This window comes from Asticcacaulis aquihabitans (genome assembly GCF_032490435.1).
In the GTDB taxonomy this organism is placed as follows: domain Bacteria; phylum Pseudomonadota; class Alphaproteobacteria; order Caulobacterales; family Caulobacteraceae; genus Asticcacaulis.
Genome location: NZ_JAVGWM010000002.1, coordinates 752,326 through 778,251 on the forward strand (window position 1 = coordinate 752,326; position 25,926 = coordinate 778,251).

A 25,926-nucleotide genomic window follows, 5' to 3' on the forward strand; every position below is an offset into this window, starting at 1 on the left:
TTTATAAGTTCCCAAATACAGCTTCCTTATGTTTTGACGGTGAGCTCGCGTTGTTTCTATGAGGTGCCGGCCTATGATCAGCCTGAGCGTCAGTCTTTTCCATCTGGAGAGGGGATGTCGCTGATCTTGTGTGTCTGTTCTTCTGCGAGAAGGTCGTCGTCCGTATCATGAACCGCGATGACACCGTCATCAGGCATATCCGTAGAGTCGATATCAACGCCGGCTCCGCTATATGGTTTAGGTGCGTCATCTATACCGGTTGGCACCGTGTCCGCGCCGTGCTGGTCGCGCGTTTCACTAGTAAACGGGACACCGTTGGCGTCGGTTAGTTCCGTGTCACCGGGTTTGACAACGCTTGGTATCGCAACCCCTTTGGCCACAGTTATCGTCATGGATATCTCCTATTCAGCGCAGGTCTGCGATTTTGATCAAAGGCAACACCTTCCTATGTGGTCGAGGGTACCAGCCGACCTGTAAGAAACGCCGACGGCAGACGGGCTAGGAAATCAAAAAAGGGTAAGGCGTCTCGTCTCTAAATGTTCGCAATTAACCAGACAGTCCGTGCGCGTATGTATTTATTATAAAACTGACCAGAGAAGCGCGCTGCTTCTCAATAAGACCGGCTTTAAAGTGCCATGACACCAAAGGGGATGGATCATGCCACTTGCCGTAAAATCACTGCCACACGACCATGATGACAGGCCTGATGCCGCTATATCAGAGGACGCGCCTCTACTATCGGAGTTTGTCCATAGAGAGGTGAAGCGGGCGCTCAAGGACGTGGAAACCAGAGCCGTACAAGGTCGGCACCGGCTCGACAAGGAGGTCGTTCGTGCAGAAAAGCGGCTTCAGGCCACCGGTCGGCGCGTCTTACGCGCGACGCATAACGCCCCATTGCCGGTTACGCCGTTAGCCCTTGGCGTGGGGATTATACTTGCCGCCCTTGTGCTCTGGCCAAACAAGGCACGATAGGCGAGCACATCCCATATGCGCATCGTGACTTTTTCAGCCCGGGCTGAATTTCCGGACCGTCTAACCGCTCATATCAAAGCCTTGGTGTCTGCTCCAACGGCCCAGGCGACCGAGGGCTCCACGCCAGATGACGCGATCGAACACCTCAAACACATTCTGGATTTCGAGATACAGACATTTCAGTCGGACCTGACGCGCGTACTGTTGGAAGAGCGTCCGGCGTTGTCGCTTCGCAGGTCTGAAACGACACAAGATGCCTCGGACACGGAGCTAGAAGGGGATGAACTGGACCCGCTGTTGGAAGCGTTTGAGACTGCGCGCGGCCGGACACTGAGCGTTTTGAACGACTTGACCGATGACCAGTGGGCCCGAACCGGCAGGTTCGACGATTGCGAGATGTCGGTCCTAGGTTTGGTGCATAGCCTCTGCGCTCACGATTTCGAGAGCTTGGCGATGATACATCTGTCTCTTGCCCGGTGCGGTGACTTGTAACGTTGATCAATAATAGATTCCGTTAGGAAAGTTCAGATAGGGCCATGACGTCGATACGAACCTTTCTCTACAACGCCGAAGGTCATGACGAAGAGATCGAGCTGACAAGCCGGCCTAGACGTATCGGCAAGAACCAGCTTCTCTGGGTAGACGGTTCCGGCGTTGATTTGGAGGGCTTTAAGCATCTGCCGCCCGATATGAGAGCCGCGCTGGCTGAAGACCGCGGAACCCGAAATCTGGAAATTTTCGACACGTTTTACAGGTTTGTTATGCCATGCCCATACAGGTCTAAGGGCAGAAATTCGGCTTCATTGGTCTTCATTGTCGGCAAAAGCTGGCTGTTGACGGTATCTGAGACACGCCCGAAATTCATGGACCGCTTTGTCGAAACAGACCGGGGCGAAACGCTGAACGGACGCCTGACGCCTTCGGCCTTTGCGGTCGCGCTCGTGGCCGAACTCCTTGAGGTGTACCGGGAAGAGGTCGCCCGGATTGAAACGGAGATCGACAAACTTGACAGCGCAATTTTCACCTCCAATGAAAAGCAAACTTTGCTCGAAACCTTGGCGAAATTGCGAGGTCAGGTGTCTAGGTTACGAAAATCTCTGGCGGAGGCGGCCAACACTATTCACGCGCTTACGCGGCCTGACTTTTTTGCCCACATCGAGGCGTCAGACCGGGCCTATTTCGAAGGCCTGGGTCGCATTTTAGAGCGTCTTCAGGATTCGGTGTCGAATGCCCGCGAGACAGTGATTGGCAGCTTTGATCTTTACACCACCCGGGTAGCTCAGGACACGAATAAGCTGGTAAAAGCGCTGACGATCGTAACGGTCATTACCGGGATTGTTGGGGCGACGGCGGGCATATTCGGCATGAATTTCGATACGCCGTTTTTCCATTCCGGCATCTCCGGCTTTTCCTATGTTACGGGCGTGATGGTGGGTTCCGCCGTAGCGATCGTGATCGTCGCGATTTGGCGGCGATGGTTTTAATAGATGCTGCCCAGCAGTTGTTCCGGCACGTCGGCCCCTATGCGCGACCGTCAGCTCTCAGAACCGGATAGGGCTGCATTCTGGGGATGTGCGATCGCTCAGCCCTTGGATGAGGCCAGATCCAGACGCGCCAACAGTCTGTCAATAAACACCGTTTGAGCGGGTATGATCCGCCGCCTTGCCTCGTCGGCGGAAAACCATTCAGCTCGGTCCACTTCTGGAAAGCTTTGGCGCTTTCTTGAATGCGGCGGCCATTCCATTTCAAAGACGTTGCTTCGAACCCCGGCGATATCAAACGGACCATTGCCGGCATAGGCCGTTACTCGCTTGCCGCTGTTCTGTCTCAGCTCGCCGAGATCAAGCAGCGAACCTAAGTAGGGTGTGCCAAGTTCTTCTTCAAACTCGCGCCTGGCGGCCTCCTCAGGCGGTTCGGCACCATCGTATTCCCCTTTTGGAATGGACCACGCGCCGAGATCGCGATGCGCCCAAAATGGCCCGCCCGGATGCACCAGAAGGACTTTAAGGTCGTTCTGATCCACTTGGTAGAGCATAATGCCGGCGCTTCTGCGAACCACCACCATAAATCCTCCGGTAATCAGGTAGACGTACCGGCTGCGAAGACCATCCAAATCACGATTGCGCCGATCGCTCCAATGATGACGAGCGTGGTCCACGGAAAATTAGGCAGGGTATCAGGATCCCGATTTGGATCGAAGGGCGTGTCGGACATTTTTTACCTCTGACTGACGTTCAGGTAGACTGAGACATTTCGCGCAAAAAAGCGCGAGCCCATCATAGGCAAAAAACTAAAATCCGAATGAGGGCAGCGCTTACAATGGCGACCAATGCCTTATACAAAAAAAGCGGCCCGTCATGGGCCGCCTTTTCTGATAGTTGTGTAAAATGTGACTTACTGAGCGGGTGTAAGATCCGCCGCCGCGTCGAGTGCTTGCTGATTGACTTCCGACATGGCGAGGCCGTTAAGCTTGGTATCCGTGGCCTTTTCTTCAGCGAGCGTTTCAGCGAGGAGCTTGGCCGCATTTTTGTGGCCGAGTGCCTTGGCAACGGCGATGAGTGCGCCGTAGCTGGCGATTTCGTAATGCTCGACCTTTTGAGCACCGGCGATCAGCATCACATCACGGACCGGCCCCTTTTCGATTTCGTCAATGGTTTCCTGACCTTCAGCCACCAGGCCTTCCATTGCCAGGCACTTAATGCGCTTGAGCTTGATGCCGAGCTCCTCGACGATTTGATCGATACGCTCGATCTGGCCTTGCGTTTCCTCAAGATGAGTTGTGAAACCCGCAGCGAGGTTGGGATTTGTGGTGGCCTTGGCCAGCTTCGGCAGTGCCTTGGTCAATTGCTTCTCGGCGCTGTAGATGTCCGAAAGTTCATGGACGAAGGCGTCCTCTAAGGTCGTGATCTTGGGCATTGTGGGCTCCAGAGTTGGGGATGGGGTGGAGCCGTCATCGTAGAAAGGCCCCGGTAAAAAGCGGATGCGGGAGATGGAACGCTTTGTAGGGACTCAATAAACCGGCGCGAGTTATGGATGTCGGTCGCGTATAACCGTTTGATTTACCCGAAGTTCTGCAAGTGGCGTTCGATCTACTTCTAAGAAAACTCGCATAGAAGGGGGCGACACAGGTGCAACAAAATAATGACCTCGTCCGAGAACCTGGTCAGAGTCGATCCTGACCACAAGAAATCACATGAAGCTGGCTATGGGCGACTGCCTTGTGCGTCCGGGCACCCGAACTTGCGAAGGGAACAATGCCGTCAGCATCGCCGTGAATGATGAGGGGGGGGCACGGTAATGCCTTTCAATTCGTCCCGGAAGTCGGCAAGGCCAAAAACCTGCATGGCCTATAGCGCGGCCAGTTTGATAAGGAATATAAACGGTTAAAAGGCGGCACGGCGGCTGGGAATCCGACCGCACCGCCGATCAAGCTTAAGCAGCGCGGAGCGTATCTGTCGTTTCCCGAACGCGGTCCGTGGCCGATGAGACGGACTGGGTCGTGGTTTGCCAAATGGCGGAATAAATGTTCGCTGCCGCGGCCAAGTTCCTTTGAAACTGCGCCAGCACATTGCTCTGAAAGGCGATCATGTCCTTGGCCGTGCGAACCTGAAATGCCTGCTGGGCGAGGGCATTCATCTCCGACACTGACTGGCTGTAGGCGTCGGTAATGGTTTTGTTGACATCGATCAGCGTCGACAGTGTGCGTTTACCCATGTCGCTCGCCGCGGCACTGCCCGACTGTAGGGCGTCGGACGCTTGGTTGGAAAGGTCTTTTGCGGTGGCCTCGATCGTCTCTGCGCCTTGCCGTGCGGCATCAGAAGCTTTGTCAAATGTGGCTTGAGCGTCGGTCTTCGTGCTATCGATGAAGTGGGGAGCTGTATCGGACATGTGGGTCTCCTGAAAAATGCCTTCCGTTTCATACAGAGGCTTGTTGCCGCCTACGATTAGCACCGCTGAGATAATGGCGTGGCAGGCTTTGTTCGCAGATGCACAAAGAACGGGTAAGGGCGCCTGACCCTGACGGCTGCCAGTCGCGAGGCAAGTTTCAAAAATTGATGGTCAAAAGCTTGCGGTCACTGCCGCCTTTTGGCACGAATGCTCGGTAGAGGCAGGCAGTGGTTCCCCTTGGCGGCAACCCTATGTGAACGAGAACGGCTCAAAAGCTCATGACCCCAGACATGCAATCCCCATTGGATCCAGAGCCGGTCGGGAGCACTGAAGACCACGGTGCCCGCAATACGCTTGTGATCGGTCTTCTGCTGGTCTCGGCCTTTGTCGTGATCCTGAACGAAACCCTGATGATTGTGGCCCTGCCACATCTGATGAAAGACCTGGGTGTTACGGCCAGTTCTGCGCAATGGCTATCGACGGCCTTCATGCTGACCATGGCAGTGGTGATCCCCATCACGGGCTTCCTTTTGCAACGCCTGAACACCCGACCCGTTTTTATTCTGGCCATGTCTCTATTTTGCTTCGGCACATTGATCTCGGCCTTGGCGCCGGGCTTCGTTATCTTGGTCATCGGACGAATTGTGCAGGCGTCGGGCACAGCCATCATGATGCCGCTTCTGATGACGACTGTCATGACCCTTGTGCCGCCTGAATCCCGCGGCAAGACCATGGGAAATATTTCCATCGTCATCTCGGTTGCCCCAGCGCTTGGCCCGACCATTTCCGGACTGATCCTTTCGGTCCTGGGCTGGCGATGGATGTTCCTCCTCGTGCTACCGATCGCTTTGGGTGCACTGGCCTTGGGAGCGGCACGGATCCAGAATGTGTCCGTTCCGAACAAGGCGCCAATCGACATACTCTCTATTTTTCTGTCAGCCATAGGCTTCGGAGGTTTCGTCTACGGCCTGAGCGGACTAGGGGAGGCGGCGCTCCATGTCCCCATCATATCGCCCTGGATTCCTTTGCTGATAGGTGCCGCCGTCATCGCGATCTTCATCATGCGGCAGAGATTTTTGGAGAGAGAGAACCGCGCCTTACTCGACATGCGCACATTGACCCACAGCCGGTTCACCATCGCCATGGCGATGATGGCCATTCTCATGATGTCCATGTTCGGTGCGTTCATCCTCCTGCCGATATATCTCCAAAATGTCCTGGGCTTGACGACTTTACAGACCGGATTTCTGCTTTTGCCGGGGGGCCTGGTCATGGGACTATGTGCGCCGACCGTTGGCGGTCTGTTTGACAAGCATGGTCCCGCGCCACTGGTTATTCCAGGTGCCGTTCTGCTCAGCCTTGCCTTATGGGGGCTAACCTTCATCCAGCGGGACACGTCAGTTTGGCTGTTACTGATTGCCCACCTGACCCTAAGCGTCGGCCTCGCCCTGATGTTCACACCGCTATTTACGGTCAGCCTGGGGGCATTGCCGCCACATTTGTATTCGCACGGGAGCGCCATGCTCGGCGCCACACAGCAAGTGGCGGGTGCCGCAGGCACGGCCTTGTTTGTTGCCATTATGACGCTGGAGAGCGCAGGCTTGGCCGCCGCTGGCGCCGATCTGCATGCGGTAACGACCGGTGGGATAAAGGCCGCCTTCCTGTGCGGTGCCATTATCTCGCTTGGCGCCGTCTTTGCCGCCTTCTTCATCAGAAAACCAGAAGGGCCTGCACCTGGTGCGGTCGCAAGCCACTGACGTCTGATGGGCCTAACCGGTAGTTATCTAGAAGAAATCGCAGACATCGCGCGCAAGTGCCTTACAGACTAGGAGAAGAGGGCATGAATATTGATTTGAAGGCATTCGCAGACGATTGGGTGGCGGCCTGGAATGCGCACGACATTGAGCGCGTGCTGGCCCATTTCGATGAAGATGCCATCTTTACGTCGCCGTTTGCCACACGCATTCGCCCCGACAGTGGCGGACGGTTGCAAGGCAAGGCCGAAATTCGAGATTATTGGAGCGCAGGTATCGAGGCGATACCGGATTTGCATTTCACCGTGGAGGCTGTATTTGCCGGCGTCGACCACCTCGTTATTCTCTACACCAACCAGGCCGGCGTGCGCGTCAGTGAGGTTCTTCGCCTGCGGGCTGGCCGGGTGATCGAAGGGCACGGCACTTATCCTCCGGACGTCGTCAACCCAACAGGTGCCCGCATGAATGGACCTGAAGATTTGCCGCCCAGCGTTAAGCCCGTTGCGGTCATCGCGGACGAGGTGCCGGTACGTGTTAGACCGTCGAATTATCCAGAGCCGTTTGCGTCGCGCATGGCTGGCCGCGCGAAACGGCAATTGGGCGATATATTCGGGCTTGGTAATTTCGGCGTCAATCTGACGGAACTAAAACCAGGCGCCATGTCCGCCCTTCGCCACGCCCACTCGAAGCAGGACGAATTCGTATATATCCTGGCAGGCTTTCCAACCCTTTTTACGGATGAAGGCGAGACACGCTTGACGCCTGGAATGTGCGCGGGTTTCAAGGCCGGGACAGGCAACGGGCACCATCTGATCAACACCACCGATGATGTCGTGGTTTATCTGGAAGTCGGTGATCGGAGTCCGGGTGACGAGGGGACCTATCCCGATGATGACCTGAAAGCGATCTTGGCAGATGGCCGTTGGCGTTTCGTTCATAAGGACGGAACGCCATATTGAGGGCATGTAAGCGACTGACCGTCGTCGATTTTATCCGCGTGGACATCCTTGGTGAGATCGGCGAAATCATACCCGCACAACGGGCATCATCAAAGCGGTCTGGCGGAATGAGTCAGGGCTATATTTGTGTCTTAAAGCTGTAGGTGCCTGACCCTACCTCAACAATAAGCCTTTCCTCATCAGATCCCAAAAGCCTCAAATCGTGACGGTTGCTAAGCGCCCGTCCACTCTCCCAAACCTTGGTCGGGTCCTTTGTCGGCAGGTATATCTGCGCCGTGGCATTCGCGGGAACCGTCACGCGCAACGAAAACACGCCGTTGGTTTCAACGGACCAGTCCGTTGAAATCCGTCCATTTCGCGAGTCATAATCACCGCCGCCGCTTTTTATGCGCTGATCCAACACCGGATTGACACGAAAGGTTTTGAAGCCGGGTTCAATCGGCTCTATCCCTGCGATCCGACGATAGACAAAGCCGATGACGGCGCCCAAGGCATAATGATTAAACGAATTCATTGATCGATCGCCAGCGTCACTGTTCCACCGTTCCCAAGTGGTGGTGGCACCGGCGACGATCATGTGGCCCCAAGACGGATAGTCGGTCCTGAGCAACAGGTCATATACCGTCGAGTCGTAACCGAAATTGGCAAGGACATCGAGACTGGCCGGCGTGCCGAGGAACCCAGTCGTCAGCATGTTGCCGCGTCGCTTAATGTTTTCCAGAAGCTTGCCCGCGCTGGCCGCACGCAACCCTTCGGGCACCAGATCGTAGGCGAGCGCCAGAATGTAGCTCGTCTGTGAATCGTTGCCGACCGTGCCATCCGCCTTGACGAAACGTGCAATAAAGGCGGAACGAATGTCATTCGCCAGAACGGCATATGTCTCAGCGGCGCCGGCACGTCCAGTGGCCTTGGCCATGTCGGCCAGGGCCTCGGTCGAGTGTTTGGCCATAGCCGTTCCGATCAGGTCTTTTGGGGTCGTCGGGTCGTCTGGATTTTTGGCGTCAAAGGCGAGCCAGTCCCCGAAATCCCAGCCATGGCCCTTGTTCCAGATGTGGTCCTCGCTGTGGGCCTGGATATAGTCCAGGTAAAGAACCATCGCGTCCCAATTCTGGTCAATAATGGCCGTATCACCATACCGCCGCCATGCCGTCCACGGCAGGACAACGCCGGCGTCGGCCCAACCGGGAGAGGCGGTGTTGCTAGCGATGTCGACCAACGTGTTTGGCGTGACGTTGCTATAGGCGCCGTTATCGTACTGTGCATCCCGAATGTCGGCGGTCCATCGCTGTGTGAACGCCGCAACATCCATGTTGAACGAGGCGGCGTCCCAGAAGACGTTGGCGTCGCCCATCCAGCCGAGCCGCTCGTCGCGCTGCGGGCAGTCTGTCGGTATGCCCATGAAGTTGGAGCGTTGACTCCACAGGCTATTCTGCCACAGCTGCTGTATGATCGGGTTGGCGACGCGCAACCGCCCTGTCTCTGGTAAGTCCGTATGAATGACAATGCCAGCGAGGTCACCTTTGGTCGGAGCCGCGGCAAGGCCCGAAATCTGCACATATCGGAAGCCATGATAGGTGAAGCGGGGTTCGTAGGTTTCGCCCTTGGGATCGCCACGGAAGGTGTAAGTGTCGGTAGCGCGCGCCGCGCGCAGGTTTGACTGATCGATGCTGCCATCGGCGTTGAGAAGCTCTGCGTACTTCAAAGTAAGGGTCTGGCCGGCTTTACCCTTGGCGGAGACGCGCACCCATCCGGCGAAGTTCTGGCCGAAGTCTATGACGTAGTCTTCTCGGATTTTGGTGACGGTCTTAGGTGCCAAAGCAGCTTTCCGACGGATCGGCGCGCTGATCGCGCCGACCAGGGCACCCGGCGGTGGGGCGATGAAGCTCGCCTGTAACCAGGGTTTGGAGGGGGTAAAGCCTGCCTTCGCCCAACCCGGTTGTTCCAGACGCGCGTCGTAGTCTTCTCCGTTATAAATCTCGCACATGGTAATCGGTCCGGGACTGATCTGCCAATGCGGATCTGTACCCACAGTTTCCACCTGGCCGTCGGCATAGGTGACTTCCAACTGCGCCAGGAAGCGCAGAGGCGGATCGCCCCAGGCATACCTCCCGAGCGGCGCGGAATAGCTGCCGTACCAGCCATCACCGACCAAGCCACCGATAACGTTCTTCCCCGCCTGAAGGCGCTTGGTCACGTCATGAACGCGATAGCGCACGGTTTTACGAAAATCCATGCTTTCGGGGGCCAAGAGGTGGTCATCCACTCGGGCGCCGTTGATGTAGACTTCATAGACTCCAAGTGCCGTGACATACAGCCGGGCGCTCTTGATATGGTCAAGCAAGCCAAATTCCCGCCGGACCAGGAAGGCACCGTTGCCCGGCAGCGGTTGGCCACGGCCTTCGACCTTCTGCGCCGGCAGCCAGCCATGATCATCGAAGTCCGGGCGCGTCCAGCCTTCCGGCTTTTGCGATGATACCCGCGCCAATTCGTCGCCATAGCGGCGCGTCCGACCGTCGGGATATCGAACACGGACCATCATACCGCACTTCAGCGCGACACCCTCGCGGGATGATCCGCCGTCGATATCAGGTGTGAGGGCCAAGGTGTGTGAACCCGCATTCAAGCGCCGTGAAACGGTGGCAACCGGGCGTTTACCGAAGGCCGAAGGCATCCAAAGCGGTAAATCCAGGGGTGTCCCATCGATAAAGGCTAGGTAGTCCTGATCGGCTAAGGTCAGAAGATCGACGTCTGCCTCGCCGTCCAATCTAAAATTGAGCCGAAATTGACTGGTATTTCCTTTTCCTGGAGGCGGGGCCGTGATCCAGAACAAGCCTGTCGCACGGTCTGCCGACATTTCTTGATTTTCAATGGCAATCCATTCGGCGGTCCAGTCCGAAGGTGCGAGCAGACCCATTTCCCAGGTCGCAGCAGCGCTTCTTGCCGTGCGCCCGTGCGTATCCCACACCTGAACTTGCCACCACACCTGTTGTCTTGAGGCTAACGGCTTTCCCGAATAGGCGACGTCGAGATTGCCGTCGCCTGACACGCGGCCGCTATCCCAAAGGTCATAATGTCCTGATGCCAAATTCTGCGCCGTCGAAGCCGCCATGACGCGGTATAGGGTCTGCTTGGTCGCTCGGGCAGTAGTATTTAGTTGCCAGGACAGCCGCACATCCTGAGTTTGAACACCGACGGGGTTTTCGACTTGGTTTACCCTTAGCCCAGCAACGCGCAGACTATCCTTCGTTACCCGTGCTTTGGCGACGCCATATGAAGCAACAGCCAGCGAGCCGACGCTGGCCAGGGCATATCTACGGGTGAGGCGCATGAAATGCTCCTAAAGTAGTTAGGCCTATGTGTTTAGGCGATTAATGGATAGTTGGGTGAATGAATCAGGGGGTCTGCTCTTCGATAATCTTCACATCCCAGGGGCCAAGCTCAACCGAAGTACCTCCGCTTAAGGGCTTGGCGGACAACAGTTCCTGACCTGACTTGAATGGCGCTGTGAATGACCGAGCCGTCGTGGAATAGTTCATGACATAATGAACCGCATGGCCGTTCTGTAGCTTGCCAGAGCGAACGATGAGTGGGAACCGCACGCCCGGCAAGGGATTAGCGACACCCGCCCTCTGGGCTTCATCGGCCACGATCCTTTCAGCCATGGCATCGGTCGGCATGAAGCCGATATAATCGACCTCGCCCTTGCCCCAGGTGTTGCGCGTCATGGCGGCATAATCCGGCCAAGAGGGGTGCTTGTATTTGGCGATCACCTTCGACGTCGTCGGGATCAGGAATTCCATCCACCAGCGGACCTTGTTGTCCTGGACGCCGACCTTAAAGGGATCGCCTTCTAAGGTGACGCCGTCGGGAAGAGTAAACGCGTTGTAGCGGACTCCTGCCACTTCGGCGATGGCACCAGGCTGCTCTGCGTAGCGCACCTTGGTATGTTCGTCGGAAAAGCCACTCTTGAAAGTGTACACAAGGTGGCCGCCGGCCTTGGCATAATCGTTGAGGCGCTGGATGTCTGAATCGCTGGCAGCGTACAGTGCGGGCACAATGATGAGTTTGTAATCGCTCAACTTTTTTGTCGATGACGGCGACAGTATATCGGCTTCGATGTTCTGCCGATAAAGGGCGTCAAAAAAGGTCCGCATCACATCATTATAACTTATTTTTCGGCCGTCGGCGTCAATCTTGAACGCGTCGAATCCGCTAAGTGCAGTATTGCTCACATAAATCGCGACCGAGTTCGTCTTGGTCATATTGACCAGCTTTGGCCCCAGTCGCTTGAAGTCGGCACCGATCGTCTTGGCCTCTTCGTAGGCGGGGGTCGGCTTATAGTCTTGCGACAGGAGACCCCGCCAATAGGTCTCGACGCCATTGGCCGTCGTAGCCCAGTGCCAATATTCGACCATGTTGGCGCCGGACGCCAGATGGCTGAACGCTTGAAGTCGAAGTTGACCTGGATAAGGCGTCCAGTCCGGGAAGCCCTGAGCTTGGGTTTCCATTACCAGATAGTTCTGACCATTTTTTATAGAGCGCGAAAGATCGCCGCCAAAGGCGATATCTGCGCCTGTCAGCTTGTCCTGGCTGGGGTGGTAGATGTCGACACCTGCCACATCGAGGGCCTTGGCAGCCTCCCAGTGATTGACCTCCGGCTGGATACCGAACGAGCCATTTTTCCAACCCAAATCGAAGTTTTGAGTAATGAACTGGTCGGGGCGGGCATGCTTGCGCACCAGATCGGCTTGCCAAGCGAGATAATCGGTGACCAGGCCGCGCTGATAGTCTGCAAACGCATTGGTTAGACTGGCATTGATCGAGCCGTTGACGGACGGAAATTCGGACCAGTCGTTGATACGGTTGCTCCAGTAGTCAAGGCCAAATGCTTTGTTCAGCATATTGAGATCCGGATATGTCTTGCGCAGCGAGGCGACAAATCCCGCCTGCACATTTGGACCAGATGTACCATAGGCCTTGGTTTCATTGTCGACCTGATAGCCTATCACGGCTGGATTATCCTTTACGTGGTCGATCAGCGCGACAATGACCTTTTCAGCGGCTCTTCGGTATTGGGGATCGGTGATGTCCATATTCTGGCGCGGGCCGAAATTGGCCCGGCCTTGGGCGGTGACTACCAGCACATTCGGATGGGCCTTCACCAACCAGGCCGGTACGGCATAGGTTGGGGTGCCGATGATGACCTTGATGCCCTGCTTATTCATGGCCGCCAAAGTGCGGTCTACATGCGTAAAGTCGAAAACGCCATCGCTGGGCTCCAAGGTTGACCAAGTGGATTCCGCGATACGGACCACGGAGATACCTGCGGCCTTCATCATGCGGGCGTCTTCGTCGATGCGGTCGACGGGCGTGTATTCGTCGTAATAGGCAACGCCGTAAAGTACGGTACCTGGCAGTTTAGGTGCGGCTCTGGCTTCCAAAACCGTCAGGCTAAGGGCGGTGGCGGCGAGCGCGAGGATGAAAGACACAGGGCGCAGCATAGATGAATCCCCCCTTTTGGGCTATTTGTTGTCTTTAAATTGTCTGACGATTGTATGCCTGCCTCAGAGCGATTTCGTCAATTCTAATAATCACACTTTATCACAATCAGTTGTTTGTAATAAAATGGCTCAGTCGATAAGCTGATTTGCCGAAAAATCCATACTATGGGCGTTGGGGTGCGAATTGAAACGATAAATATTTCATACAAATCAAATGTTTGATAGGCTATTAAGTATGGATTTCAAACCGCCTCACATGTAAAGGCAAGACTTGAAGCACGCTGTTCAACACCGGACGGTCGTCGGCGGCAAAGTCTAGAATAAGGTTGATTTAATCCTCTCAGGCCTTGTCCAGCGCGCCATGACCTCGCTGTCTCTTAGTCGATTTAACGTACAATTTGCGATCCTAGTAGGGGTGTGGAAACGTTCGAAGGATCGACCCTCGCTCACTTCATTGCTACATCGTTCTCCAAACTTGACAGGTTAAGGCTTCCAAAATATCGTATAATTTATTCGTATAATTTGGTTCGGAGATGGCTATGGCTTTTTGTATACGAACCTGGCGCTTGCCGTTGATCATATCCAGCCTGCTGATGAGCAGTGCGGCGACGGCAACCTTCGCTGCCACGGATTACCGGCAACTGACGGAACTGTCCGCGAAGTGGCGCACATTTGAGCCGCCGGCCGTCAAGGCATGCGCTCCAGATTACAGCGCAAGCGCCATGGCAGAAAAAGCCAGGGGTTTGGCCGACTTCCAACAAAAGCTCACCGCCATCGATACGGCGGGCTGGACAACTGCGCAAATCGGTGACGCCAAGCTCGTCGCCGCCGAAATGAACGGCATGGATTTCGATTTGCGCGTTCTCAAGCCATGGGCGCGTGATCCAAGCTTTTATGCGAGTGTCTGGGGCGAGGACAGCGACGTGCCCGAACATGAAGGGCCATCGATCTTCCCGATCATCGACTTGCAGACCTATCGATATCCCCTCTCCAAAGCCGATCAGAAAACCCTGACTTGTCAGATCGGCGCCATTCCGGCGATCCTTGAGCAGGCGAAAATCAATCTGAGGGATTCCAACGCCCGCGATCTGTGGGTTTACGGCACGCGCGCCTTCCGCGAGCAAAGCGCCACCCTGGCGGCGCTGCAGGATGGCACGCTGGATATGCGAACGCTCGAAGGCCGGGTACATGGCTCGCTTAAGGGCGCCGACAAGGCCCTGATCACGGCGGTGGCGAAGGCCAAGGCCGCGACCGACGCTTTCCAGCAGTGGCTTGATGCAGAAGCGCCGTCGAAGACGGGTCCTTCCGGTGTGGGCAAGGACAATTACGACTGGTATATGAAAAACGTTCACCTCGTGCCCTACACCTGGGCCGAGCAGGAAACCCTGTTGAAGCGCGAACTGGAGCGGTCGCGGGCATCGCTTGCGCTGGAAGAGTATCGTAACCGTAACCTGCCGCAGCTTGATCCGGTCAATGATCCGGACGCCTATATGGCCATGGCTAAGACCAAGATGCGGACCTTGACCGACTTTCTGATCAAGGGCGGTCTGGTCGATGACCAGCCCTATTACCGAGAGGCCATGGCGAACCAGGTCGGCGCTTACACGCCGCCGGAAAAGCGCAACTTCTTCTCGCACGGCATGGCCCTCGATCCGTCAGGCCTGTTTTCGCACGACTATCACTGGATCGAACTGGCACGCCGCAAACATGAACCGAATGCCAGTCAGATTCGCGCCAATGTGCCGCTCTACGACATGTACGACAGCCGATCCGAAGGCATGGCGACGGCGGTGGAGGAGCTTTTGCTGCATGCCGGACTTTACGACGACACGCCGCGTAGTCGCGAAATCGTCTGGATCATGCTGGCCAATCGCGCCGCGCGTGGGCTGGCTTCACTCTATGTTCAGTCGAACGATATGACCTTGAGGGAGGCCGGCGAATTCCATGCCCGCTGGACGCCGCGTAAATGGTCCGATCCCGATAGCGATCTGGTTGGCTTCGAGCAGCTGCTATATCTGCGTCAGCCCGGCTACGGCACCAGCTATATCACCGGCAAACTCGAGCTCGACCGCCTGATGAGCGAATACAGCTTCGAGATGGAAAAAGAGGGTAAGCCATTCAGTCTCCCGGACTTTTTCACGAAAATGAATGCGTCGGGGGTTATTCCTTTCCCGCTTATTGAGGCGGATATGATCAGAGCGCCCTTGCGCGTCGAGACCAAGGCGTCTGCACAATGATGCGGCGCCTGTGGCTGGCCATTGCCGCCGTTTTCGCCCTGGTCTCTCCGGCATTTGCCGAAGACATGCCGACCTTTGTCAAGCACGGCGATCGTTTTGCCCTGATGGTCGATGGCAAGCCCTTCTTTATGATGGCCGCACAGTTGCACAATTCCAGCGCCTGGCCGACGCATCTCGACAAGGCGTGGCCGGCCGCGCTGGCCCTGTCACCCAATGTCGTTCAGGCCCCGGTCTACTGGGAGCAGTTTGAGCCCAGGCCCGGCGTTTACGATACGACCAATATCGACGCGCTTATAGCCAAGGCGCGCGCCACCCATGTCCGCCTGACACTTCTGTGGTTTGGCACCTGGAAGAACGGTGAGATGCATTACGTACCGGAATGGATGCAGGCCGATCGCAAGACCTATCCGCGTATGATGAATGAGCGCGGCGAGCCGGTCAGCGTCCTGTCACCGAACGTACGTACCAATGTCGAGGCCGACAAGCGTGCTTTCGCCGCCCTGATGCGCCACCTCAAAAAGGTGGATGGCGATCAGCACACGGTCATCGTCGTGCAAGTCGAGAATGAACCCGGCGCTATCGGCTCGGTCCGCGATTTCGGGGCGGAGGCGCAAAGCCAATTCAACGGTGCCGTACCACAGGCGGTCCTCGATAAACTTTCCCTGAAACCTGGCACCTGGCGTGAGGTTTTTGGACCGGACGCCGATGAAGCTTTCGGCGCCTGGTCGACGGCGCGCTATATCAACGAGGTAGCGGCGGCCGGCAAGGCCGTCTATCCCTTGCCGCTTTATGTCAACACGTGGCTGCGTTACAAGGATAAGAAGTATCCTGGTATCGACTATCCCAGTGGCGGTGCGACGTTCAATGTGTTCGATATCTGGCGTTCCGTCAGTCCGGCGATCGATTTCATCGGCACCGACATCTACACCAGCGATGCCGGCGAATATCGCAAAGTCCTTGATCAGTATGCGCGTCCCGATAATCCGTCGTGGGTATCGGAGACGGGTTTTGACGCCAATACAGCTTCGTTTTTGTATTATGTGCTTGATCGTGGCGGTGTCGGATTCTCAACCTTCGGCATCGACAATGATCCGGCGTCGGAGGCGCATCTGGCGGCGGCGAAAGCGCACGGCGACAATTACAAACTATTGGCGCCGATTCAGGACCTGCTCGGGCAGGCCTTGCTGAACAAGCGCTTAAAAGCATCGGTGGAAGAACCCGGTCGAGGCCGCCAGGCACTCGATTTCGGCGATTGGCGGGTCGATCTGTCCTATGGTCCGCCGCCTTGGGGAGAATTGCCGGCCATCGTGCCAAATTCCAAAGATGGACTGGGTCGCGCGCTTGTCATCCAGCTCGACGCTACCACCTATTTGATCAGCGGTGTCGACGTACGCTTCGAATTCAAGCGCGTGACGAAGGATGGTCTTTATGGCCGGTTGGCGCGTGTGGAGGAGGGGAGCTACGAGAACGGCGTGTGGAAATCGACGCGCTGGCTCAATGGCGATGAAACCGATTACGGTATCAACTTTCGCAAAGACCAGAAACTGATCCGCGTAACACTCGGAACCTACTAGACAATTTATAACGGTAGTATTTTTAAGTATTGGAAGGGGTGTGCAAAAGCGCACCCTTTTGTGTTGCAACGCAAAAATAAATTCTCAATTTGGACTCGTATATTTAGAAATTCCCTAGAAAGAATCGCCTATTTAATGTGTGCGCCGCAGCATTTATTTTCTTACAAAGTCTAAAAAACGGGCAAAATACGGTAAAATTGTGACACAATTGTCGCATCGCAACATATGTGTCGAATTTGTGAAAGTTCACGTTGTCCGCAACCGTATTTCGTATACGTTTTCCCTCTGAGTTCATTTTTGGAGGTGCGGAATGAAGTATCGATACGGAAATTCGAGTCTGAAACTGGCAGCGAGTCTACTTGTTATCGCCAGTGTTATGCCGGCTGTTACCTATGCTCAAACTGCCGATCCGGCGCCGTCTGCAGACGATAATGCGGTTGAAATCGTTGTCACCGGTTCGCGCATCCGTCGTGACCCCGTACGCCAGGCGGCACCTGTAACCCACCTAGATCAGGCAGATATCAAACGAACGGGCCTGACGTCCCTGACCGACATCCTCCAGCGCCTTCCGGGTACGACCGGCGGCATCAATTCGCGCTCTAATTCTTCCGGCAACAATGGCAATCCACCCGACGGCGGCGGCGTCGGTGCCGGCTCTGCCGAAGTCGATATCCGCTATTTGGGTTCTAGGCGCGCGCTTGTGCTCGTCGATGGCCAGCGCTTCATAAATGGTACAGCCGCCAGTGGCGTGCCAGCCGCCGTCGACCTCAATGCCATCCCGGAAAGCCTGATCGAACGCGTCGAAATCCTGCGCGACGGCGCCTCGGCGGTTTATGGGTCTGACGCCATTTCCGGTGTCGTCAATATTATTACCAAGACGAAGCAGGAGGGCTGGGCCTTCAGCGGCCAAACAGGCGCCTATGATAAGGGTGATGGCGTCACCGAGCTGTACAATTACAGCTATGGTCACACCTTTGAGTCAACTGGCGGGAGCCTGATCATAGGCGGCAACTATGCGCGTCAGGGATCGATCTTCAAGGCCGACCGCGCGCTCTACAGTTTCCCGACTCCCGGTGCGACCCAATGCGATTCCAACTGTTCCTCCGGCACGCCCAATGCCCGCGTCATCGTTACCAATCCGCTGACCGGCGAAAGCATGAACATCACCTTGAAGGCGCCGGTACTGACCGGAAAGCCCTTCATCGATCTGACAGACCCGACCGGCCCTAATAGCGACTACAAAGCTTTCACCGTCGCCGATCGCTTCAACTTCAGCCCATACAATTACATCCTGACGCCCAACAAGCGCGTCGGCACCTTTGTCAGCTATGTGCAGCCCCTGGGCGATCGGGCAAATTTCAAGTTCAAAGCGACTTACAACGAGCGCTCATCTGCGAACCAGGCGGCGCCCCTGCCGCTGTTCGTCGGTCCGGATGCCGGCAATGGCAATCTGCTCGACACCATCTCTATTGATAAGACCAATCCCTATAATCCGTTTGGCTTCACCTTAAGCGCCGGCGGCGCGGGTGGGGCTGGCGCCAACTATGCCTTCATAGGCAAGCGCCTTGTCGAAGCGGGGCCGCGTCACTTCGAACAGAGAGTCAATACCGCTTACTTCAACGCCGGCTTCGATGGCAATTTCGACGGTTTCGGCAAGACCTGGTACTGGGACGTCAGCGGAATATATTCGACCAACAAGGCCACACAGACCATGTCGGGCAATATTAACGCCGCCAAGCTCGCCAAGGCCTTGGGGCCGCTGGCGGACTGTACAGGCGATTGTGTGCCGTTCAACATCTTCGGCGGCAAAGGCGCTGTGACGCAGGACATGCTCAACTACGTCCTGTTCCGACAGAACGACGCGTCCGAGCAAAGCATGGTCGATTTCTCGGCCAATATTACCGGATCGTTGTTTGAACTGCCGGCGGGCCCGTTGGGTGTCGCCGCTGGCGTCGAGTACCGTCGTCTGGCGGGCTCGTTCGATCCGGACCCGGTCGTGGCCGCCGGCCTGGGATCGGACATTCCCGCCTTGCCGACGCGCGGCAGCTACAATGTCAAAGAAATCTATGCCGAAGCAGATGTACCGCTCCTCAAAGACCTGCCCGGTGTGCGTTTGCTGGAGGCAACCTTCGCCATTCGCTATTTTGATTACAGCACCAGTGGCTCGGATTCGACCACTAAGGCCGGCTTGAGCTGGAAGCCGTTCAATGACCTGCGTCTGCGGGCCACTTGGTCTGAAGGTTTCCGCGCGCCCAGCATAGGCGAACTGTATGGCGCCCCGTCGCGCTTTGACGGCGGTGTCGCCGATCCGTGCTCTGGTTTCAACACATCGGGCGTTTCGGCCACAATCAAGGCCAACTGTATCACACTCGGCGTTCCCGCCGATGGCAGCTACGTCCAGCTTAACGGTCAGTTGCCGATCATTACCGGCGGCAACAAAGCTCTGAAGCCGGAAACCTCGGAAAGCACAGTTGTGGGCTTTGCCTACAGCCCAAGCTGGGCAAAGAGCCTGCCATTTGTAGATGCCATATCGCTGGAAGCCGATTACTACGACATCAAGGTCGATAACTCTATTACGTCGATCAGTGCTGACGTCCTGCTCAACAATTGCGTCACCTCGCTCGACGCCACGAGTTGTGGCGCCATTACGCGCAGTGCGACCGGCTCAATCACCCAGATCCGCGGGATACTGCAAAATGTCGGTACGCTGGAAAGCGCCGGCGTCGACCTGACGCTCAACTATCGGGCACCGCAAACGGCTCTTGGCCGCTTCGGCTTGATCTGGCAAGCCACCTTCCTCGACAAATACCAAACGTCGCTGCCGTCGGCGACGGGGACTACGGTGTTGGACTACAAAGGTGTCGAAAACAACGGCCAAGCCTATCCGGAAAATCGCTCGAACGTGACCTTGACCTGGCAGAAGGGCAATATGTTCGGCTCGTTGACGGGCCGCTATATCAGCGAACTGGATGAACCTAACTACAACAACACTATGAAGGCCACCACCTATACCGATATCCAGTTCGGCTGGACGCCGGAAAAGCTGGGTGGCAAGTACGAGTTTGCCATCGGCGTCAACAACCTCTTCGGCAAGACAGCGCCGATCTGTCTGGCCTGCGGTGGTTACGACGCGGCTTACGATCTGCAAGGTCAGTTCGGATATCTTCGTCTGAGCTATAAAAACTAAGGTGACGACCTGACACATGACGAACCCCGCCGGAGCCATTCGGCGGGGTTCTTTTCATAACATAAGCTGTCAGGTCGCTTCGAAGTCGATCGGATAAAGGACCGGCGCAGGTAGGTGCGGCTTCACAGGAGGATCTCGTAAAGAAACCTGACAGATTGCCGCTCTCAGCTCTATTCGCGCAATCCGTTAGCTCGTTTTCTTGGAGTCTCGCCCGTTTGGGGTTTTACACGAGACCCCAAAAAAGCGCTAGGAATGGGCCGCAGCGGCTATTTCTGGAACAGCGGGTTCGTCTGTTTAAACCCCTGCTTCATTCGAACGACGAACTTGAAGCCGTACGGATCAGGCGCGCCCTCATAATAATCAGTGCTGATGGCTTGCGCACCGGCGTTTACGGCGGCGTCGAACCGTTTCAGGTCATGTGTGCGGGCCTCGCTTGTATTGGCGTCGGCGCGCGAACGGACGAAAAAGCCTTGTTTGACCAATTGCGTGATGTGCGCGGCTTCTGGACGCGGATCCTGGATATTGAATACGGCCGCTTCGGCGTCGGTTTCGGCATAAAGGCCGAACATCACGCGGCCCGCCAGCGACGGGTGGCCCTGGCGATAGAGATCGGCAATGCGCGGATTGGAATCCAGGACCAGCATGAACTTGCCTTTGGCGTCGGCGGCCAGCGGCCAGTTGCCGGCCATTACCCCGTCGCGCAAGGTTTTGTAATGGCCACGGATGGTGTCCGGCGTGATCAGTTTGTCGGCACCCAGGATGTCGCGCGCGTCGGCGTCTACCTCGGCCAAATCGGCTTCGGAATAAAGGGCCGGTTTGGTGACACGCGGGTCGTTGACGGGTTCCTCCTTGGTGTTGATGAACAGGATGATGGTGTCATGGTCTGGATGCGCTTTCGCCCAATCCGCAACCTGGGTCAGGCAGGCTCGCAGGGTGATGCAGTGGCTGCGATAATCAAGCGTTGGGATGTGCAGCACCTTGAGGCCCGGCGCGGCCATCGTGGCGTAGTCCGGTGCGGTCTTGTCATAAGGCCCGGCGTAAAGGCCGCCGGTTGTATCGGCATAGGGATCAAACTCCAGCTGACGCACGCCGAGATTAAGCTGGGTGGTGATATCCGGGTGACCGTATTCCAGACCCTGGCCAGCATGGTTTGGAAGGCTGTCCAGATTGGCCTGCGTCGCCGTATCGGGGACGGGGCGGTAGGAGTTGTGCGAGCCCAGAATCTGAATCTCGTTGAGTTTGGGGCCGTTCGCCGCAAAGGCGGTTGGCGCCGTCAGAAAGGTGAGGACGGTCAGCCCGGACAGAAAAATGTTGTTTTGCATCTGACACCGTGTCGTTGGAAAGGAAAAGAGCCCCAGGCCGCCCTGGGATATTCGGGCGGTCTGGGGCTAAGGCTGGCCGCGCCGGTTTCGGCGCCACCAAGGGGACGAAAAACGCCTAGTATTTGGCGCGCAGGCTGACGGTCAGGGTGCGACCATAGTTGTTGATCTCTCGTGCCTGGAGCTTGTTGGCGCCATAGACATATTTCTTCGCGTCCAGGATATTGATCGTGTCCAGACCGATGACGAGATTTTGGCTGAGGTCGTAGGATAGCGAGGCATCAAGAGAACCGAAGGGGGCGACATAGGACTCGGTCGAAACCGTCGAGCCGTTCGATGACAGATAGCGATCGCGCCAGAAGTAGCCGATACGACCGGCAAAGCCGTTCTTTTCGTAATAGGCGACAAGATTGTAGCTGGTCTTCGACAGGCCGGGCAGCATGTTGGTCAGGGTCCGGTTACCAGCGTTATAGCTTGATTTAACGTCGGTCGTCGTTACCGAGATCTGGGTCCCCAAGCCATCCAAGGGTGCCGGCAGGAAGTTGAGCAGCTGGTTATAGGCCAGTTCGAAGCCCTGAAGCTTCGCTTCGCCGCCATTGACCGTGGTCGACAGCAGGATGTCGCCGCGGCCCGGTACCTGGATTATGGTGTTCTGGGCAGTAATATAGTCGTCGAGCGCCTTGTAATAATAGGCACCGGTCAGGGCGCCGGTCTGATTGAAATACCATTCCAGCGACAGGTCGGCCTGATTGGCGCGGTAAGGCTTCAGGTTCGGATTGCCGCCCGACGCCGTCGGTGAATCGCGGGAAACAGTGATCCGCGGCGCGATGTCGGTGATGTTCGGACGATTGACGACGCGCGAGGCGCCGAAACGGCCGATCAGCTTGTCTGTTAACTCAACACGCAGGTTCAAGCTGGGCAACCAGTCATGATAGGTGACCGGGTAGGAGACGTCCTGAGGCGTTGACCCATTGACCAGCGTTCCCGAAGCGACTTGATCGGTCGTGGCATAACGCACGCCGATATTGCCAGTGACGGGGAATTGCAGGACATCGTGAGCAAAATCGGCGCGAACATAGGCCGAGGTGATCTTCTCATCGACCTGGAACGACGAGCGCAGGCTGGCGGCGTCCGGTGCGCGGGCGGCGACCGAAGGATTGTAGATCAGGTTATAGAAGGCGGTGCTGGAGGGCGCCACCCATGTGCGCGGGCTATCGCCGGCGAAATCCGACAGGAAGTTCGAGAACGGGAGCGGCTCATAAAAATTTGCGCCGAGCGTTGTCACCGGAATGCCGAAGACCGGGTTGATCGACCAGTCGCGGCGGATATAGTCGCGATGACGGTGTTGATAGGCGGCGCCAAAGGCGATCTTGGTCAGGACGCCATCGAAACGACGGGCGGCGTCGATCTTGGCCGAGCTGTCGGTATCGAGCGAGTCTTTTGACGTGTAGTCGAATGCCTGGCCGACGTAGTTGGCGGGATTGTTGTAATCGACCGTCGTCGTCAGAACCGGGATTTCCTTGTAGCCCTTTGAGAAGTCGAAGTGCAGCGGTGCCACGAAGGACATGCGGTTGCGGGTCGTAGCGCCGCCTTCCGGATGATAGGAATGGGCCTTTGAATAGGCCAGATTGCCGAAAAAGGTCCAGGCGCCCGGCGTATAGGATTGGCTGATATTGATGGCGCTCAGATCGTGACGGTTGAAGCTCGTCTCGCGCGACGCCATCCAGCGGACATTATTGATGGTGCCGGCAACGACCGTATCGCCGACGATGACCTGAGAACCGGCGACGAAGGTGGGTTTGGCATAGACGGTGGCGCCATTGGCTTGCGCCTGAGCCTGGCTGTAAAGGCCGCTAAGCGACGGATAGAGCGCGCTTTCGGCAGCAAAGTTCGGGTAGCTGACGCCGGCGTCGGGATATATGTCGAGGCCATGTTCATCGTAATGAACGTCAAGGCGTGTGGCCAGGATGTTGACTTCGGTCTTGAGATCAGCCGTGGGCTTCCATTGGCCGGACACCATGATGGAGCTGCGCTTGCGGTCTTCCAGTTCGATGGTCGGGCGCGTACGCGTCGGGGTGTAGTAGCCGGCGCCGAGCACGCTCGTAAACTGGTCCTTGTTCCAGCCAAAGTTCATGAAGCGGTCGTTGCGTACCTGGCGACGGTCGGTCATGGCGGAGACGAGGAAGCCCAGCTTGCGATCGGGCGTCACGTAGCTAAAGAGGCCTGACAGGGTCGGATCGGTTTTTTCGGTCAGGTCGTTATAGGCGGCACGAACAGAAAAGGTCGTACGGTTACCGACGTCGAGCGGCTTCAAAGTCTTGATGTCGATATTGCCGCCCAGTGCACCGTCGTCCATATCGGCGGTCGGCGTCTTGATGACGGCGATCTGCGCAATCGAGTCGGTCGGCAGAACTTCAAAACGGAAGTTGCGGCCTTCCGCGCCACCATTTTCGATCAGGTCATTGACCGCGATGGTCGTGCCGTTCAGCGTCACATTCTGAAACTGAGGCCCCAGACCGCGTACGCTGACCTTCAGACCTTCGCCGCGTTGGCGATCCATGGTGACGCCGGTCACGAGCTGCAACGCTTCGGCGGCGTTACGATTGGGGAATTTGCCGATATCTTCGGCATTAACCGCATCGACGCTGTAGGCGGCGGTCTTCTTGGTCATGTTCGCCGCGCGCACACTTTTCGAATAGCCGGTGACAATGACTTCTTGGGTGGCTTCGACAGGCGCGGACGCGTCGGTGGTTTGGGTTTGCGCCATGGCGTGCGGCGCCAGCAGCGAGGCATAGGCCAGCGCAGCCATGGCGCCGAGGCCGTATGAGAGGTGTGATCTGAATTTTGACATGAGTGCCCCAGTTTCTTTGCATATGAGCAGCTGGATGCACGAAAGATCCGTCATCCGACTACGTGGGGCAAAACGTCGGGAAACTCAAAATCATCCATGCATTTGTCGTGAAATATTTGTGACATTACATGGAGTTGTGTTGATATGCTCCGTTTACGGATTAAGTTTAACGGGCCGAAACCCTTATATCTCCGGCGGGGGTGGGTGTCGCGTTTACGGGCAGGGCAGCGCTTATGGCCTGGCTGGCGCGATCGGGTTTTTCGAGACTAATCGTGCCCGACAATCGCAGTTTGGCTAGAGCGGGCGTGCTGAACAGGATGCGTCGGCCGGTCAAGCGCGAAAACGCCGCGTCAACCTCGGCCAGGCTGGCGTCGTCGAAGGCAAGCTGCCCCTTGGCCCACCGCGCGGCATTTTGCGACGTCTCCAAGGCAATATGCTCTGTCCCGCCCTGGTCGAGATATGACTGGCCGGGTACGAGGTCGCGCCTGTATCCGCTTCTGGTGTTTTCCACCCGCAAGGCACCCGATACGAGGGTCAGGCGGTACAGGGTGTCAGTTTGCGAGATGTTGAACTCCGTGCCCAAGTCGATGGCACGATGGTTTCCACTTGTTACGGTCAGTGTGCGACCGGCATCGTGACGGACGGCGAAATAGGCATCGCCGCGCACCAGCTCTATATCTCGTGCGCTGCGGCTGATCCGACTGCGGATCTGGCCGCCGGCGCTTAGCGTAACCTCCGTGCCGTCTGCCAGCGTCACATGGCCTATGCCGCGGTCGGGTGCCGTATAGGTCTGTAGGCGGCTGGCGGACCACAGTATGAGGCCGCCCGCGCCGATGGCCAGAGCCAGACATGCCGCTGCGGCCAAGCCTAAGGCGCGGAATCCGGGTCTTTTTTGCTGAGTTTGTTTTCCCGCCGCCAGCGCTTCCCGACGCAGGGCTTGGATGTCAGCCGTGTCGGCAAAGGCCGCCATGGCCAGCCAAGTCGCGGTCAATTCGGCGTTTTTGGCGGCATCGCCGTCTTTCAAGCGCTCGCTTTCGTCCGCTGACAAGGGGCGTGTGAGGCTAGCTAGGAAGAGCTGTTCCTGTTCGGTCAGGCCCTCTGGCGAAGTTGGATCAGGGGAGGTCATCAGGCCATCTCCTCCCCAAGCGTTGTATTCAGGTGATGCAGTGCGGTCATTATATGTTTTTCTATGGTGCTAACCGACAGGCCCAGCCGCTTGGCGATTTCGGCTTGGGGCATATTCTCGAAGCGATGCAGGATAAAGCTATGATAGCAGTTGGGATGAAGCGTCTTAAGTGAGGCCACGACCTGACGCAGGCGATCGCGGTTGAGAAGGCTACGTTCCGGCGTGTCGCCAGGTGCGGTGAGGTCTTCGGTCAGTTCGTCATGCTGTCCCGCGCCGCGCCGTGACCCCTTTCGGCGATGATCGGTCAGAATATTGCTGGCGATGGTAAAGACATAACCATCCGGATTGTCCCAATGCATACGGGCATGGGCCTGTGCCAGTCGGATGAAGACTTCCTGGACCAGATCCTCGGCGTCGTCCGTTATGCCCTGACGGCGAAAATAGCCGCGCAAAGGCGCGCGATAACGCACCACCAGTGCGTCAAAGCTTTGGGTCGGAGGTGTCAAGGAGGAAGCGTCTGGTGTCGTCATCAGCCGGGGTTTACAATGGGCATCATGA

General features: G+C 56.8%; 17 protein-coding genes. 7 read left to right on the forward strand and 10 right to left on the reverse strand.

Annotated elements, in window-relative coordinates:
• Positions 1-89: 89 nt before the first annotated feature.
• Complete coding sequence (locus RCJ00_RS09935) at positions 90-392, reverse strand: hypothetical protein (RefSeq protein WP_316221701.1); 303 nt, start codon at positions 390-392, stop codon at positions 90-92.
• A 595-nt stretch (positions 393-987) separates the two neighbouring features.
• Here RCJ00_RS09935 and RCJ00_RS09940 point away from each other — a divergent pair.
• Together RCJ00_RS09940 and RCJ00_RS09945 are read left to right on the forward strand one after the other, a co-directional pair.
• Positions 988-1,464 carry a DinB family protein gene (locus tag RCJ00_RS09940; protein ID WP_316221702.1) on the forward strand — a complete coding sequence of 159 codons (477 nt, stop codon included), beginning with the start codon at positions 988-990 and terminating at the stop codon, positions 1,462-1,464.
• 44 nt (positions 1,465-1,508) lie between these two features.
• Positions 1,509-2,456, forward strand: coding sequence for a magnesium transporter CorA family protein (locus RCJ00_RS09945; protein WP_316221703.1), 948 nt, complete (start codon positions 1,509-1,511; stop codon positions 2,454-2,456).
• A 98-nt stretch (positions 2,457-2,554) separates the two neighbouring features.
• Here RCJ00_RS09945 and RCJ00_RS09950 read toward each other — a convergent pair whose 3' ends face one another.
• The 3 genes from RCJ00_RS09950 to RCJ00_RS09960 form a co-directional block, all read right to left on the reverse strand.
• A complete protein-coding gene (locus RCJ00_RS09950) occupies positions 2,555-3,130 on the reverse strand; it encodes an NUDIX hydrolase (RefSeq protein ID WP_316221704.1) in 576 nt (191 codons plus the stop codon).
• A gap of 236 nt (positions 3,131-3,366) precedes the next feature.
• The gene (locus RCJ00_RS09955) at positions 3,367-3,888 is read right to left on the reverse strand and encodes a YciE/YciF ferroxidase family protein (protein WP_316221705.1); all 522 of its coding nucleotides are present in this window, start codon (positions 3,886-3,888) and stop codon (positions 3,367-3,369) included.
• A 516-nt stretch (positions 3,889-4,404) separates the two neighbouring features.
• Positions 4,405-4,860 carry a hypothetical protein gene (locus RCJ00_RS09960; RefSeq protein ID WP_316221706.1) on the reverse strand — a complete coding sequence of 152 codons (456 nt, stop codon included), beginning with the start codon at positions 4,858-4,860 and terminating at the stop codon, positions 4,405-4,407.
• A gap of 290 nt (positions 4,861-5,150) precedes the next feature.
• Between RCJ00_RS09960 and RCJ00_RS09965 the strand changes: the two genes are divergently transcribed.
• Positions 5,151-6,617, forward strand: a complete 1,467-nt coding sequence (locus RCJ00_RS09965; RefSeq protein ID WP_316221707.1) for an MDR family MFS transporter — start codon at positions 5,151-5,153, stop codon at positions 6,615-6,617.
• An 83-nt stretch (positions 6,618-6,700) separates the two neighbouring features.
• The gene (locus tag RCJ00_RS09970) at positions 6,701-7,573 is read left to right on the forward strand and encodes a nuclear transport factor 2 family protein (RefSeq protein WP_316221708.1); all 873 of its coding nucleotides are present in this window, start codon (positions 6,701-6,703) and stop codon (positions 7,571-7,573) included.
• Between the two features lie 118 nt (positions 7,574-7,691).
• Here the strand turns inward: RCJ00_RS09970 and RCJ00_RS09975 are convergent, their stop codons facing one another.
• Together RCJ00_RS09975 and RCJ00_RS09980 are read right to left on the reverse strand one after the other, a co-directional pair.
• The gene (locus RCJ00_RS09975; protein WP_316221709.1) at positions 7,692-10,901 is read right to left on the reverse strand and encodes an alpha-L-rhamnosidase; all 3,210 of its coding nucleotides are present in this window, start codon (positions 10,899-10,901) and stop codon (positions 7,692-7,694) included.
• 64 nt (positions 10,902-10,965) lie between these two features.
• Positions 10,966-13,074, reverse strand: coding sequence for a beta-galactosidase (locus RCJ00_RS09980; RefSeq protein WP_316221710.1), 2,109 nt, complete (start codon positions 13,072-13,074; stop codon positions 10,966-10,968).
• A gap of 539 nt (positions 13,075-13,613) precedes the next feature.
• Here RCJ00_RS09980 and RCJ00_RS09985 point away from each other — a divergent pair.
• From RCJ00_RS09985 to RCJ00_RS09995, 3 genes are all read left to right on the forward strand, one after another.
• Positions 13,614-15,311, forward strand: a complete 1,698-nt coding sequence (locus RCJ00_RS09985) for a DUF885 family protein (protein WP_316221711.1) — start codon at positions 13,614-13,616, stop codon at positions 15,309-15,311.
• Positions 15,308-16,885 carry a DUF5597 domain-containing protein gene (locus RCJ00_RS09990; protein ID WP_316221712.1) on the forward strand — a complete coding sequence of 526 codons (1,578 nt, stop codon included), beginning with the start codon at positions 15,308-15,310 and terminating at the stop codon, positions 16,883-16,885. The genes RCJ00_RS09985 and RCJ00_RS09990 overlap by 4 nt, the downstream gene beginning before the upstream one ends.
• 310 nt (positions 16,886-17,195) lie before the next feature.
• Positions 17,196-20,072: a TonB-dependent receptor domain-containing protein gene (locus tag RCJ00_RS09995; RefSeq protein WP_316221714.1), complete on the forward strand. Its 2,877-nt coding sequence runs from the start codon at positions 17,196-17,198 to the stop codon at positions 20,070-20,072.
• A 266-nt stretch (positions 20,073-20,338) separates the two neighbouring features.
• Here RCJ00_RS09995 and RCJ00_RS10000 read toward each other — a convergent pair whose 3' ends face one another.
• The 4 genes from RCJ00_RS10000 to RCJ00_RS10015 form a co-directional block, all read right to left on the reverse strand.
• On the reverse strand, positions 20,339-21,394 hold the full coding sequence (locus RCJ00_RS10000) for a Ca2+-dependent phosphoinositide-specific phospholipase C (RefSeq protein ID WP_316221716.1): 1,056 nt from the start codon (positions 21,392-21,394) through the stop codon (positions 20,339-20,341).
• 115 nt (positions 21,395-21,509) lie between these two features.
• The gene (locus tag RCJ00_RS10005) at positions 21,510-24,242 is read right to left on the reverse strand and encodes a TonB-dependent receptor (protein ID WP_316221718.1); all 2,733 of its coding nucleotides are present in this window, start codon (positions 24,240-24,242) and stop codon (positions 21,510-21,512) included.
• Between the two features lie 166 nt (positions 24,243-24,408).
• Entirely contained in the window at positions 24,409-25,368 is a 960-nt protein-coding gene (locus RCJ00_RS10010) for a FecR family protein (protein WP_316221720.1), read from the reverse strand.
• A complete protein-coding gene (locus RCJ00_RS10015) occupies positions 25,368-25,898 on the reverse strand; it encodes an RNA polymerase sigma factor (RefSeq protein WP_316221722.1) in 531 nt (176 codons plus the stop codon). Before RCJ00_RS10015 ends, RCJ00_RS10010 begins: the two co-directional genes overlap by 1 nt.
• Positions 25,899-25,926: the final 28 nt, after the last annotated feature.

Coding starts and splice junctions, on each gene's coding strand:
- RCJ00_RS09945 (WP_316221703.1), top strand. CDS start 1,509: ATGACGTCGATACGAACCTTTCTCTACAACGCCGAAGGTCATGACGAA.
- RCJ00_RS10010 (WP_316221720.1), bottom strand. CDS start 25,368: ATGACCTCCCCTGATCCAACTTCGCCAGAGGGCCTGACCGAACAGGAA.
- RCJ00_RS10005 (WP_316221718.1), bottom strand. CDS start 24,242: ATGTCAAAATTCAGATCACACCTCTCATACGGCCTCGGCGCCATGGCT.
- RCJ00_RS09935 (WP_316221701.1), bottom strand. CDS start 392: ATGACGATAACTGTGGCCAAAGGGGTTGCGATACCAAGCGTTGTCAAA.
- RCJ00_RS09955 (WP_316221705.1), bottom strand. CDS start 3,888: ATGCCCAAGATCACGACCTTAGAGGACGCCTTCGTCCATGAACTTTCG.
- RCJ00_RS09995 (WP_316221714.1), top strand. CDS start 17,196: ATGAAGTATCGATACGGAAATTCGAGTCTGAAACTGGCAGCGAGTCTA.
- RCJ00_RS09985 (WP_316221711.1), top strand. CDS start 13,614: ATGGCTTTTTGTATACGAACCTGGCGCTTGCCGTTGATCATATCCAGC.
- RCJ00_RS09970 (WP_316221708.1), top strand. CDS start 6,701: ATGAATATTGATTTGAAGGCATTCGCAGACGATTGGGTGGCGGCCTGG.
- RCJ00_RS09975 (WP_316221709.1), bottom strand. CDS start 10,901: ATGCGCCTCACCCGTAGATATGCCCTGGCCAGCGTCGGCTCGCTGGCT.
- RCJ00_RS10000 (WP_316221716.1), bottom strand. CDS start 21,394: ATGCAAAACAACATTTTTCTGTCCGGGCTGACCGTCCTCACCTTTCTG.
- RCJ00_RS09965 (WP_316221707.1), top strand. CDS start 5,151: ATGCAATCCCCATTGGATCCAGAGCCGGTCGGGAGCACTGAAGACCAC.
- RCJ00_RS09960 (WP_316221706.1), bottom strand. CDS start 4,860: ATGTCCGATACAGCTCCCCACTTCATCGATAGCACGAAGACCGACGCT.
- RCJ00_RS10015 (WP_316221722.1), bottom strand. CDS start 25,898: ATGACGACACCAGACGCTTCCTCCTTGACACCTCCGACCCAAAGCTTT.
- RCJ00_RS09940 (WP_316221702.1), top strand. CDS start 988: ATGCGCATCGTGACTTTTTCAGCCCGGGCTGAATTTCCGGACCGTCTA.
- RCJ00_RS09980 (WP_316221710.1), bottom strand. CDS start 13,074: ATGCTGCGCCCTGTGTCTTTCATCCTCGCGCTCGCCGCCACCGCCCTT.
- RCJ00_RS09990 (WP_316221712.1), top strand. CDS start 15,308: ATGATGCGGCGCCTGTGGCTGGCCATTGCCGCCGTTTTCGCCCTGGTC.